Source organism: Baekduia sp. (assembly GCF_035685985.1).
Lineage (GTDB): Bacteria > Actinomycetota > Thermoleophilia > Solirubrobacterales > Solirubrobacteraceae > Baekduia.
Map to the genome: position 1 here is coordinate 98,502 of NZ_DASRZV010000026.1, position 12,328 is coordinate 110,829.

Below are 12,328 nucleotides of genomic sequence, written 5' to 3' on the forward strand. Positions count from 1 at the left end.
CGGAATCCGGACGATCGTCCACCGCTGAGATTCGTCGCCCGCATCCCGCTACGGTCCGGCGTCGTGCGTCGCATCGCCTCGCTCCTGCCGCTGCTCGTCGCGCTGACCGTCCCGGCCGCGGCCCGGGCCGTCGACGCCCAGACTCCGCTGGTCGTCGGCGATCGCGCGTTCACGGCCGCCGAGATCGAGGACGTCGCGCGGATCGGCGCGTGGGATCCGAAGGCCGCCCACGTCGACCTCGCCTTGGGCGCCTGGCGCGTGGCCGACACCGAATGGCACCGGCACCAGGCGGCCGCGCGCGGGCTGGCCGTGACCCCCGCGGCGCTCGAGGCGGCCGTCGCCGCCGACGTCCGCCGCCGCGGCGGGGACGCCGAGCGCACCCGCTTCCTGGCCTCGGTCGGCGAGACCACCGCCCAGCGCCAGGCCGAGATCGCCGACGGCCTCCTGGCCGAGACGATCTTCGACGACGTCCTGCGCCGCGCGGGCGCGAGCCCGGAAGCCTTCGGGCGGGCGTTCGACGCCATGGCGCAGCGCCAGCGGGCGGCCACGACCTGCCTGCGGTCGGTCGTCGGCGACCTCTCGGGCCGCTGCGGGAACGTGGCGCCCAAGCACGGGCGCTGCACGACGATGGCGGCCGAGGAGCTGTGCCCGATCGTCGACGGCCAGGATCGGTGGTGGTTCGTCGGCGGCGACCTCATCGCCGCGTTCGTCGATCCCCGGCGCCTCGACTACGTCGACGACGGGACCGTCGAGCACGGCGTCTCGCGCATCCGCCGCTTCCTCGCGGCCCACGGCTCGTCCGCCCTGCGCCGCTGCGTGACCGACCCGGACGACGAGGCCTACATCGACTGCCCGCGCCGTGCCGACGCGATCGCGGTCACCTGGGCGATCGCGCGCATCCACGCCGTCGCCAAGCGCCGTTGGAGCGTTCCGGCCACCAACGGTGTCATCGGCTGAGCGGTGCGATAGCGTCGCGGGTCGTGGACCCGCTCGAGATCGTCGCGCTCACCACCGGCCAGGTCCGAATCCACGACGACATGCACCGCGGGCGCGGCCCGGGGCTCGTGCGCCGTGCGCGGATCCTGCGCAAGGGGCCGATGGGCGAGCCGCTGCCGATCCACGCGTGGCTGATCGTCCATCCGAGCGAGGGCCGGATCCTCGTCGACACCGGCGAGACGCAGGCGGCCAAGGACACGAGCTTCGCGGAGTTCCACGTCGCCCGCGAGGACGAGCTGGACCACCAGCTGCGCGCCGTCGCCGGGATCGCGCCCGAGCAGGTCGACCGCGTGGTCCTCACCCACGTCCACGGCGACCACGCCGACGGCGTCCCCCACGTCGCGCACGCGCCGCTGCTGGCGAGCGCGCGCGAGATCGCGGTGGTGGGCTCGCTCGCCGCGGCCGCGACGCGCCGCTTCACCGGCCAGCCGCTGCCCGAGCCCTTCGCGCCCCGGCCGCTGCCGCTCGACGGCCCGGCCGTCGGCGCGTTCCGCTCCTCCACGCCGCTGACCGCCGACGGCCGCGTCATCGCCGTGCCCACGCCCGGGCACACGCCCGGCCACCTGGCGATCCTCGTCGTCCAGCCCGACCACCACGTCCTGATCTCCGGCGACGCCTGCTACGACCTCGCCCAGCTCCAGGACCTCCAGGTCGACGGCGTCAGCCCCAAGGAGTCGGTGGCCAAGGACACCATGAAGCGCATCCTCGCCCACGCGGCCGGCCACCCGACCGTCGTCCTGCCCTCCCACGACCCCGACTCGGCCCGCCGGCTGGCGAGCACCGAGGTCCTGCGCCCGCGGCCCGCGGGCGCGGTGGGCTAGGAGTCCGCGGGCTCGCGCTCGGGCGTCCGCTGCGGCGAGTGGACCGGGCGGCGCGTCGGGCGCGGGTAGCCCTCGCCGATGCGGCCGGGCTCGCGGAGGCGGACCGGGGAAGGTGCGGCGTCTGGCAGCGGGGTCGGCGCGAGGACGCCGCCGCCATCGGGGCCGTCGTCGGACGGCGGAGGGTCGAAGCCCGGGCCGGGACCGTCGTCGTCGCCCGGGAAGAGCACGCCGCGCCAGTCGATCTTCTCGCCGTTGAGCAAGACGCCGACGAGGACGATGGCGCCCACGAAATGGGCGACCACCGTCAGCACGATCGCGATGACTTCGAGGGTCACGAGCCGGAGCCTACCGGGACCAGCGCGGGCGCCAAGCCCGGACGTCAGGACGCGGTCGCCGAAGCGCCCGCCAGCTCCTGCTTGATCTTCAGCAGCGCCAGGACGGCCTCGGCGGCGTGGCGCCCCGAGTCCCGCTTGTCGCCGCCGGAGCGCGCCAGCGCCTGCTGCAGGTCGTCCACCGTCAGCACCCCGAACGAGCACGGCACGCCGGTGTCGAGCTGCACGTCCTGGATCCCGCGCGCGCTCTCGCCGCAGACGTAGTCGTAGTGCGACGTCTCGCCGCGGATGACCGCGCCGAGGCACACGACGCCCGCGTAGCGCCCGCTCTCGGCCGCGAACTTCGCGGCCAGCGGCAGCTCGTAGGCGCCGGGCACGTCGAAGACGTCGACGTCGGTGACGCCCGCCTCCTCCAGGACGCCGCGGGCGCCGGAGATCAGCCGCTCGGCGAGGTCCTCGTAGAACCGCGCCACGCAGATCGCGACCCTCACGCGCCCTCTCCCTTCTCGGCGTCGGAGACGTGCTCCTCGTGGAGCATCTCCTCGTCCAGCGCCAGGCCCTGGTGGTGCAGCGTGTGCCCCATCCGCTCGGCCTTGGTCCGCAGGTAGTTCTCGTTGTGCGGGTTGGGCGCGTGGACGATCGGCACCTGGTCGCTGACGCGCAGCCCGTAGCCCTCCAACCCGCGGATCTTCTTGGGGTTGTTGGTCAGGATGCGGATCGAGGACAGCCCGAGGTCGGCCAGGATCTGGGCGCCGATGCCGTAGTCGCGCAGGTCGGCGGGCAGCCCCAGCTCGAGGTTGGCGTCGACGGTGTCGTAGCCCTCCTCCTGCAGCTTGTAGGCCTTGAGCTTGTTCAGCAGGCCGATGCCGCGGCCCTCCTGGGCGAGGTAGAGCAGCACGCCCTCGCCCTCGGCCTCGATCATCGACAGCGCGCTCTCCAGCTGCTCGCCGCAGTCGCAGCGCAGCGAGTGGAAGACGTCGCCCGTCAGGCACTCGGAGTGCACGCGGACGAGCACGTCCTCCTTGCCGGCGACGTCGCCCTTGACCATCGCGACGTGGTGCTTGTCGTCGACCAGCGAGCGGTAGCCGTAGACCGTGAAATCGCCGAAGCCGGTCGGCATCGCGGTGCTGACCACGCGCTCGACGAGCTTGTCGTGGCGGCGCCGGTAGGCGATCAGGTCGGCGATCGTGATCATCTTGAAGCCGTGCTTGTGGCAGTAGGCGGCGAGGTCGCCGACGCGCGCCATCGAGCCGTCCTCGTTCTGCACCTCGCAGATCACGCCCGCGGGCGTCACGCCCGCCAGCCGGGCGAGGTCCACCGACGCCTCGGTGTGCCCCGTGCGCTCCAGGACGCCGCCCGAGCGCGCCTTCAGCGGGTGCACGTGGCCGGGGACCACGATGTCCGCCTTGCCCTTCTCGGGGTCGACGGCGGTGCGGATCGTGTGCGCCTGGTCGGCGGTCGAGATGCCGGTCGTGACGCCCTCGCGCGCCTCGATCGTGACCGTGAACGGCGTCTCGTGCGCGGACTCGTTCTTCAACGCCATCAACTCGAGCCCGAGCTCGTCGCAGCGCTCCTCGGTCAGCGTCAGGCAGATCCAGCCGCCCGCCTGGCGCGTCATGAAGTTGATGTCGTCGGCGGTGACGAACTCGGCCGCCATGACGACGTCGCCCTCGTTCTCGCGGTCCTCGTCGTCGACGACGACGACCATCTTGCCCGCCGCGATGTCCTCCAGCGCCTCCTCGATGCTGGAGAACGTGATGTCCTCGCGGGCCACCGCGCCGGTCTCCGAGGAAGCCTTCATCGCGCGTGCGCCCCCACGAGCTTCTCCACGTACTTGGCCACCACGTCGACCTCCAGATTGACGGTGCGGCCCACGGAGGTGCCGCCCAGGTTGGTCCGCTCCAGCGTCTCGGGGATCAACGACACGTCGAACGTCGAGTCGTCGACCCGCGAGACCGTCAGGCTGACGCCGTCCACGGCGATCGAGCCCTTCTCCACCACGTACTTCAACAGGTCGGGGTCCGTCTCGATCGTCACGACGCGCGAGAACCCGTCCTCGCGGATGCCGCTCACGGCGCCGACGCCGTCGACGTGCCCCTGCATGATGTGGCCGCCCAGGCGCGCGTCGGCGCGCAGGGCCAGCTCCAGGTTGACCGCGGAGCCCGCGTCCAGCTCGCCCAGCGACGAGCGGCGCAAGGACTCCAACATGACGTCGAACCCGAAGCGCTCGCCGCGGATGCCGGTCGCGGTCAGGCAGACGCCGTTGACGGCGACGCTGTCGCCCTCGCCGATCTGCGGCGCCAGCCGCGACTCGACGGTCAGCACGGCGCCGTCGCCGTCGCGGTCGACGGACACGATCGTCCCGAGATCCTCAACAAGTCCGGTGAACACCGGGCTACCACTCCTTCAGCCGCGCGCTGATCAAGATGTCGTCGGCGACCCGCTCGCAGTCGAGCGTGAGCGCCCGCAGGGCCTCGGAGATCTTCTCCACGCCCTCGCCCTCCAGCGGGTCGCGGGCCTTGGAGCCGCCGAGCAGCAGCGGCGCCAGGAACAGCCGCACCTCGTCGATCTCCCCCGCGTCCAGGAACGCGCCCGCCAGGTGCGGTCCGCCCTCCAGCAGGATCGCGTGGACGCCGCTCTCGCCGAGCTGGTCCAGCGCGCTGCGCACGCGCGCCGGCTCGTTCTCGCCGGTGGCGACGATCACGTCGGCGCCCGAGTTGGTCAGGCCGTCGGCGGCGCTCCGGGGCGCGGCGCGGCTCAGGACGACCGTCAGCGGGATCTCCGGCGCCTGCCGGACGAGCTGGGAGTCCAGCGGCAGGCGGCCGGTGGCGTCGAAGACGACCCGGCGCGGCTGGCGCAGCTCGGGGACGTTGGGGTCCTCGATGCGCGCGGTCAGCTGCGGGTCGTCGGCCAGGGCCGTCCCGATCCCGACGACGACCGCGTCGACCGACGCGCGCCACTTGTGCGCGAGCGCCCGTGAGGCGTCGCTGGAGATCCACTTGGAGTCGCCGGTGCGCGTGGCGACCTTGCCGTCCAGCGTCATCGCGGACTTGAAGAGCACCCACGGGCGGCCGGTGCGCGCGTGCTTGCGGAAGGCCTGGTTGGCCAGCCGGGCGCGGGCGGCGAGCTCGCCGCCCGCGACGTCGACGGTGACGCCCTCGTCGCGCAGGATGCCCAGGCCGCGCCCGGACGCCTTCTCGGTCGGGTCGTCGCTGGCCACGACCACGCGCGAGATGCCCGCGGCGAGGATCGCGTCGGTGCACGGCGGCGTCTTGCCCTGGTGGCAGCACGGCTCCAGCGAGACGTAGATCGTCGCGCCGGTCAGGTCCGCGCCGTCGCAGGCGTCGATCGCGTTGACCTCCGCGTGCGGTCCGCCGTATTCCGCATGCCAGCCCTCGCCGAGCACCTGGCCGTCCTTGACGACCACGGCGCCCACCACGGGGTTGGGATGCACGCGCCCACGGCCACGCGTCGCGAGGTCGATCGCGCGTGACAGATGGGTGTGGTCCGTCTCGGTCCTCTGCACCGCTCTGGAGGATAGGGGGCGCGCGGTCGATCAGCCGCCCGCGCACTGGCCGCCGCGCAGGTGGTAGATCCACATCGTCGGCCCGGGGCGGTGGTAGGCCAGCGGATAGAAGTCGAAGGACCAGTCGAAGTTGAAGTCCACGGCCCGCGATCCGGACCGGTAGGGCGAGGCCACGTAGGCGGTGTCCGCGCGCTTCTCGAGCTCCTGGTAGTAGGCCAGCGCGCGGGGCACGGCGTCGGGCTCGACCTCGGCGCGGCCGCGCTGCGTGGAGCCGACGACGACCCAGCAGTAGCCCTTCTCCTCGTACTGGTCGACCAGCCCGGGGTACAGCGTCCGCTCGTAGTCCTCGATGTTGACCACGCGCCCCGGCGGCGGCAGCTCGCTTCCGTCGTTGGCGATCGTCGAGCGCGACGTCGGGAACTTCGACCAGCGGTAGCCGTTGGCGGTCACCGGCAGCGGATGCCCGACGTCCTGGGCCCAGGCGTCGGGCACGACGGGCTCGACGACGATCTTGGTCCCCGGCGGCACGTGCTCGACCAGCCACGCGCGGGCCAGGTTGCGCGTGTCGTCGCGCGACAGCACCTGCCCGATGTGCAGCGAGTAGACCAGCCCCTGGCCGCACAGCAGCGCGGCGACCACGACGAGCATCGTCGGCGCCAGCACCGGCCGTCGCCGGCCGATCGCGCCCGCGACGCGCACCATCGCGTAGGCCGCCAGCAGGCAGATCATCGGGAAGACCGGCATCAGCCAGCGCCCGAAGAAGCGCTCCTGCGTCCCCATGAACAACAGGAACAGCACCGGCGCGGGCACGAGCACGGCCGCGATCCGCCAGTTGTCGCGCGCGGTCAGCACGACGCCGACCGCCGCCGCGATCCCCGGGATCCACCCCAGCCCCCAGGTGATCGTCCACAGGTAGTAGGCCAACCCGTTGGACTCGGTCAGCCCGAGCTTGCCCAGCGCGTCGTCGGCGACCGTCGTCTGGTGGTTCAGGCCGTCGCTGAACGCGCTGTAGTCCAGCACCGAGTACGGGTTGGTCACGAAGAACGCGACCGCCGCGCACAGCCCCGCCAGGACCAGCCCGGCGAGCACCGTCGACCACTTCAGCCTCCGCTTGCCGACCAGCCACCCCAGGCCCGCCGCGACCACCGGCAGGACCGTGATCCCGCCGGTGTACTTCGTCGAGCACGCCAGCCCGACGCCCGCGCCGGCCAGCAGGAAGTCGACCAGCCGCCCCTGGCGCACGATCCCGGCGGTGCCGTAGAGGGCCAGGCAGATCGGCGCCAGCGTCGGGACGTCGTTGAGCGCCAGGTGCGAGTAGAAGACCGGCAGGAACGCGACGCCCAACAGCCCGGCGCTGAGGAACCCCACGCGGCGGTCGTCGAACAGCTTCGACCCGGCCATGTAGAGCAGCCAGACCGCGATCGTCCCGCACGCGGCGCTGACCACGCGCGCCACGAGGAAGACCTCGGTCGGGTCCGCGGCGTAAGACGCGCTGACGCCCTCGCGCCCGCCGAACCAGATCGCGAAGACGATGTGCAGCAGGTACGTGTAGGCGGGCGGGTTGACGAAGTAGTCCGGGTTCCACGTGTGCCCGAACAACCCGATGGCCTTGGGGACGAAGTGCGCGTTCTCGTCGGCGTTGTAGGCGTAGGGCAGGCCCTGCTTGGCGCCCCACACGCGCAGCGCGAACGACGCCACCAGCAGCAGCGCCACCCACGGCGCCCACTTCAGGCGCTCGTGGCGACGCGCGCGGCGCACCGCCCGGCGGGCCGCGTCCTCATGGACCGGCGCGTCGTCGAGCGCCACGGCCTCAGCAGCGGACATAGGCCGCGTAGTAGCCCGTCGACGCGACCTTCGTGTAGCCGGGCAGCGGGACGTTGTCGAACGGGTCGTCGGTCGTGGCCACCAGCGCCTGGCGCAGGAGCGCGCCGCGGTCCACGACGAAGATCGACACGCCGCCGCGGGCCACGCGCGCCTTCTGCGTCGGATCGGCGCGCGCGACGACCTCGCGGTCGCTGCCGTCGACGATCCAGCGCGTGTCCGGCACGAGCTTGTGGTTGGGCGTCGACACCGGGCCGCACTTCCTGGCCACCGCCGCCTTGACGTCGGGGCGGTCGAGCAGCTCGACCAGCGACCGGTGCGAGTTGCCGCGCAGCGTCAGCTCGGAGTCGAAGTTGTGGAAGTTGACCTTGGTCGCCGTGAAGACGACGCCGTAGACGATCACCGCCAGCGCCGCGGCCGCCCACACGCGCCGCGTCCAGAGCCCGGGCCGCAGCACGGTCCAGCCGCCGAGCACGAACGCGGCGAAGACCATCACCATCAGCGTCGGGACCAGCAGGTAGCGGTCGATCACCGACAGGCCCGCGACGCCGACCATGACGAACGTGCCGGTGCCGATCAGCCACAGCGCGGCGGGCATGACCACGCGCCGCGGCGCGAGCCACAGCGCGACCAGGAAGCCCGCGATCGCCGCGTAGAGCACCGGCGCCTTGGCCAGGTTGAGGAAGAACCGGCGCGTGGCGTCCGGGACCTCGGCCAGCCCCTTGGTCCGCCCCAGCTCCTCGGCCAGGCCGGTCGTGTGGGTCAGCGAGAACGTCGGCGAGCCGGTGACGACGAAGTCCATCAGCACCCACACCAACGGGCCGATCGCCGCCCAGGTCGCGTACTTGGCCCAGCGGATCCAGCGCTCGCGGGGCGGGTGGGCCCGATGTTCGGGGCCCAGCTCCCCGCCGCACATCCACAGGAAGTACAGGCCGATGATCAGCCACGCCTCGGGCCGCAGCAGGCCCGCGCAGGCCAGCAGCACCCAGACGATCCCGCCGCGCCGCGGGCGCTCCAGCTCCAGCGCCGCCGCCCAGATCACGAACGCCAGGTACGGGATGTCGATGTAGGCGCGCGCGGCCAGGAACGGGAAGTCGAAGCGCGTGCAGAGGATCGCCGCGGCGGCCAGGCCGACCAGCGGCGTGAAGGCCGTGCGCCCGAGCCGGTAGATCCCCGCGCACAGCACGACGAACGACGCCTCGGTGCAGAACACCATCACGCGGTCGCCGTGGCGGCCCAACAGCGACAGCGCCGCGCCGAAGAACACCGCCAGCGGGTGCTCGGTCGGCGTCCGGTAGCCGTCGAAGCTCGGCAGGTGGCCGTGCAGGATCTCCCGGCCCCAGATCAGCGAGTAGTAGCTGTCGTAGTTCGGATAGGTCGGGTAGATCAAGAACCCGACGAACGTCGCGATCGCCAGCGCGGCCAGCGCGAGCGCGGGCCACGGGACGGCGCCGAGGCGGGCCGCCAACGTCGAGCGCGGCGCCGGGGCGACGGCGCCCTCAGCAGGCGGCATAGGCGAGGAAGTGCGGTGAGCGGTCAATGAGGCGCAGGCCGGGGCCGGGGACCTGGATCCGCGCATCGTCGCGCGAGCCGGGGACGAACGGGCCGTAGGTCGAGTTCGTGAGCATGGTGGGGCCGCTGACGAAGATCTGCACGCCCTTGGTGTCCTGGCCGAAGTCGGGCAGGTCGGAGCGGGCGCGGACCTGCTCGACGTCGTCGTGCAGGATCCAGCGGACGTCGGGGATCAGCTTGTGGTTGGGGACCGAGACCACGCCGCAGCGGCGCGCCAGCGTGAAGGCCGGCGTCTTGACGAGCCGCGCCAGCTCCTGGCGCAGCTCGCGGCGGGTGGTCAGCTCGCGGTCGATGTACCCAGGATGAAGATGCGTGGCCGTGAACGCGGCGCCACCCAGCGCGACGACCGCCGCGACGGCGATCCACGGGCGGTGGGCCGGGTGGCCGGAGGGCAGCGCGGTGAAGCCCGCGATCGCGAACGCGGCGAAGACGATCAGGCCGACCGCGCTGATCGCCAGGTAGCGGTCGATCACGCTCAGGCCCGCGGCGGCGATCGCCGCGAACGTGATCAGGCCCGAGGCGGTGACGGCGGCCAGGACGCCCGCCCGGCGCCGCGCGAAGAGCGCCGCCAGGACGACGCCGAGCACGGCGCCCAGCAGGATCGGCCACTTCAGCGTCGAGTCGAGCGAGTGCAGCGCGAACGACGGCGCCTCGGAGGCGGGCTTGGTGCGCTGCAGGTCGTTGGCCAGCGACGACGTGTGGTTCAGCGAGAACAGCGGGTCGCCGGTGGCCGTCCAGTCGGCCAGCACCCAGAGCACCGGCGCGATCGCGGCGATCAGCGCGGTCCGGACGCGCTCGCGCACGTCGCGCCGCGCGGCCGGCGGCCACGCCAGCCAGAGCCAGTAGGCGCCCAGCAGCAGCCAGGCCTCCGGGCGCAGCAGGCCCGCGAGCGCCAGCAGGATCCAGACGGTCCGCGTGCGCGCCCGCGGCGTCTCGGTCTCCACCGCCGCCGCCCACGCCACCAGCGCCAGGTAGGCGACGTCGATGTAGCCGCGCGCGGCCAGGAACGCGTAGTCCAGGCGGCTCATCACCAGCAGCGCGGCGACCAGCCCGACCCACGGCCCGAACGCGGCGCGCCCGAGCCTGTAGACGCCCGCGACCAGCAGGCAGAACGACGCGACGCTGAGCGCCAGCCACACGCGCGGGCCGACCGTGTCGCCCAGCAGCGACAGGATCGCGCCGACCGCGACGGCCAGCGGATGCTCGGTCGGCGCGCGGTAGGCGTCGAAGCTCGGAAGCGTGCCGTCGACCAGCTCCCGACCCCAGATCAGCGAATACGCGCTGTCGTAATTCGGATAGGTCGGGTACACCAGATATCCGATGAGCGCACCGAGGCAGAGCAGCGCGAAGCCAGCGCGTGCGTACACGCGCTCCGGCACGGCGCGCAGCCGCGGCGAGGTGAGCGTGCTGCTCTCCATGCGGAGTCGAGGCCCAGCGCCTCCGGTTAGGACATGTTGGGGGCGACCGCAGTCGTCCAGAACCTCTGAGATACTGGGGCCGCGAGTGTACGGCACGCCTCCCTCCCTTCGCGCGCCGTCCCCACCCCTCTGCTCATGAAGCTCATCATCCAGATCCCCTGCCTCAACGAGGAGGAGACGCTGCCGCAGACGCTGGCGGATCTCCCCCGCGAGGTCCCGGGCTTCGACACGGTCGAAGTGCTCGTCATCGACGACGGCAGCACGGACCGGACGATCGAGGTCGCGCGGCGCAACGGCGTCCACCACATCGTCAAGCTGACGAACAACAAGGGCCTCGCCGCGGCGTTCCAGGCGGGCCTCGACGCGTCGCTGAAGCTCGGCGCCGACGTCATCGTCAACACCGACGCCGACAACCAGTACTCCGGTCACGACATCGTCAAGCTCGTCGAGCCGATCGTCGCGGGGCGCGCCGACATGGTCGTCGGCGACCGCCAGACCGACACGATCGAGCACTTCTCGCCGCTGAAGAAGCGGCTGCAGAAGCTCGGCTCGTGGGTCGTGCGCCAGGCGTCGGAGACCGAGGTGCCCGACACGACCTCCGGCTTCCGCGCCTACAACCGCGAGGCCGCGATCCAGATGGCGGTCGTCTCGAAGTACACCTACACCCTGGAGACGATCATCCAGGCGGGCAAGCTGCTGGTCGCCACCGACCACGTCGCGATCGGGACCAACCCGAAGACGCGCGAGTCGCGGCTGTTCCCGTCGATGGGCTCCTACGTGCGCCGCAACGCGGTGGCGATCTCCCGGATCTACACGCAGTACGAGCCGCTGAAGGTCTTCTCGCGGCTGGCGCTGTTCCTGTTCATCCTCGCGCTGATCCCCTTCATCCGGTTCCTGGTCGCCTACGCCGACGGCGAGGGCGCGGGCCACGTCCAGTCGCTGATCCTCGGCGCGGTGCTGTTCAACGCCGCGGTCGTCGTCGGCGTGCTCGGCATCCTCGGCGACCTGCTCTACTCGCAGCGCATCATGTCCCAGCGGATCTTCGAGCGCGTCCGGCGCATCGAGCTGCAGCTCAAGGTCCCGCCGTCGCACTACGAGCCCGGCGCGACCGACACCGGCCACCAGGCCACGACGGGCGCCCAGGCCGGCCGCACCGAAGAACGAGAGGCTCTCCAGCTATGACCCCGCCCACCGTCACCGTCGACTCCGAAGGCACGGTCACCGGCAACACGTACGACAAGTACGGCACCACCAACCCGGTGGCGCGGCGCCTGCAGGCGGGCTTCGAGCGCACGCTGGAGGAGCTGTTCACCCAGGCCGCGCCGAAGACGCTGCTGGACGTGGGCTGCGGCGAGGGCGTCCTGACCCACCAGTGGGCGCAGAAGCCGGGCATGGAGCGGATCGTGGGGCTCGACCTCGACGACCCGCAGCTGCACGAGGCATGGAAGGGCCGCCGGCACCCGTGCCTGCAGTACGTGGTCATGAAGGCCGAGAACCTGCCGTTCGGCGACGACGAGTTCGAGGTCGCCACGGCGATCGAGGTCCTCGAGCACGTGCCCGACCCGGCGCACACGGTCGCCGAGATGGCGCGGATCGCGTCCAAGTACCTGCTGGTCTCCGTGCCGCGCGAGCCGCTGTGGCGCGGGCTGAACATGGCCCGTGGCGCGTACCTGAAGGACCTCGGCAACACCCCGGGGCACCTCAACCACTGGTCCAAGCGCTCGTTCGTCTCGCTGCTGTCCCAGCACGGGACGGTCGTCGAGGCGCGCTCGCCGTTCCCGTGGACCATGCTGCTCGTGCGCGTTGGCGCCTGACGCTCGCCCAGAGGGCGAGGTCAGGTCG

At 72.3% G+C, this 12,328-nt stretch carries 12 protein-coding genes; 4 read left to right on the top strand and 8 right to left on the bottom strand.

Going from position 1 to position 12,328, the window contains the following annotated elements:
• The first annotated feature begins 63 nt into the window (after positions 1-63).
• Together VFG42_RS17375 and VFG42_RS17380 are read left to right on the top strand one after the other, a co-directional pair.
• Positions 64-957 carry a hypothetical protein gene (locus VFG42_RS17375; protein ID WP_324910029.1) on the top strand — a complete coding sequence of 298 codons (894 nt, stop codon included), beginning with the start codon at positions 64-66 and terminating at the stop codon, positions 955-957.
• Positions 958-980: 23 nt separating this feature from the next.
• Positions 981-1,817, top strand: coding sequence for an MBL fold metallo-hydrolase (locus VFG42_RS17380; RefSeq protein WP_324910030.1), 837 nt, complete (start codon positions 981-983; stop codon positions 1,815-1,817).
• Here VFG42_RS17380 and VFG42_RS17385 read toward each other — a convergent pair.
• The 8 genes from VFG42_RS17385 to VFG42_RS17420 are packed head-to-tail and all read right to left on the bottom strand — an operon-like array spanning position 1,814 to position 10,486.
• A complete protein-coding gene (locus VFG42_RS17385; protein WP_324910031.1) occupies positions 1,814-2,152 on the bottom strand; it encodes a hypothetical protein in 339 nt (112 codons plus the stop codon). The genes VFG42_RS17380 and VFG42_RS17385 overlap by 4 nt on opposite strands.
• Positions 2,153-2,196: 44 nt before the next feature.
• Positions 2,197-2,640 (bottom strand): 6,7-dimethyl-8-ribityllumazine synthase, encoded by a 444-nt coding sequence (gene ribH, locus VFG42_RS17390; RefSeq protein WP_324910032.1) that lies wholly within the window; start codon positions 2,638-2,640, stop codon positions 2,197-2,199.
• Positions 2,637-3,950: a bifunctional 3,4-dihydroxy-2-butanone-4-phosphate synthase/GTP cyclohydrolase II gene (locus VFG42_RS17395; protein WP_324910033.1), complete on the bottom strand. Its 1,314-nt coding sequence runs from the start codon at positions 3,948-3,950 to the stop codon at positions 2,637-2,639. Before VFG42_RS17395 ends, ribH begins: the two co-directional genes overlap by 4 nt.
• On the bottom strand, positions 3,947-4,540 hold the full coding sequence (locus VFG42_RS17400; RefSeq protein WP_324910034.1) for a riboflavin synthase: 594 nt from the start codon (positions 4,538-4,540) through the stop codon (positions 3,947-3,949). Before VFG42_RS17400 ends, VFG42_RS17395 begins: the two co-directional genes overlap by 4 nt.
• A gap of 4 nt (positions 4,541-4,544) precedes the next feature.
• Positions 4,545-5,675, bottom strand: a complete 1,131-nt coding sequence (gene ribD, locus VFG42_RS17405; protein WP_324910035.1) for a bifunctional diaminohydroxyphosphoribosylaminopyrimidine deaminase/5-amino-6-(5-phosphoribosylamino)uracil reductase RibD — start codon at positions 5,673-5,675, stop codon at positions 4,545-4,547.
• A 30-nt stretch (positions 5,676-5,705) separates the two neighbouring features.
• Positions 5,706-7,499, bottom strand: a complete 1,794-nt coding sequence (locus VFG42_RS17410; RefSeq protein WP_324910036.1) for an ArnT family glycosyltransferase — start codon at positions 7,497-7,499, stop codon at positions 5,706-5,708.
• Complete coding sequence (locus VFG42_RS17415; RefSeq protein ID WP_324910037.1) at positions 7,486-9,009, bottom strand: hypothetical protein; 1,524 nt, start codon at positions 9,007-9,009, stop codon at positions 7,486-7,488. Before VFG42_RS17415 ends, VFG42_RS17410 begins: the two co-directional genes overlap by 14 nt.
• The gene (locus VFG42_RS17420; protein ID WP_324910038.1) at positions 8,996-10,486 is read right to left on the bottom strand and encodes a hypothetical protein; all 1,491 of its coding nucleotides are present in this window, start codon (positions 10,484-10,486) and stop codon (positions 8,996-8,998) included. Before VFG42_RS17420 ends, VFG42_RS17415 begins: the two co-directional genes overlap by 14 nt.
• A gap of 135 nt (positions 10,487-10,621) precedes the next feature.
• On the opposite strand from VFG42_RS17420, the gene VFG42_RS17425 reads away from it, so the two are divergent.
• Positions 10,622-11,668, top strand: coding sequence for a glycosyltransferase family 2 protein (locus tag VFG42_RS17425; RefSeq protein WP_324910039.1), 1,047 nt, complete (start codon positions 10,622-10,624; stop codon positions 11,666-11,668).
• Positions 11,665-12,300, top strand: a complete 636-nt coding sequence (locus VFG42_RS17430; protein WP_324910040.1) for a class I SAM-dependent methyltransferase — start codon at positions 11,665-11,667, stop codon at positions 12,298-12,300. Before VFG42_RS17425 ends, VFG42_RS17430 begins: the two co-directional genes overlap by 4 nt.
• Positions 12,301-12,328 lie beyond the last annotated feature (28 nt).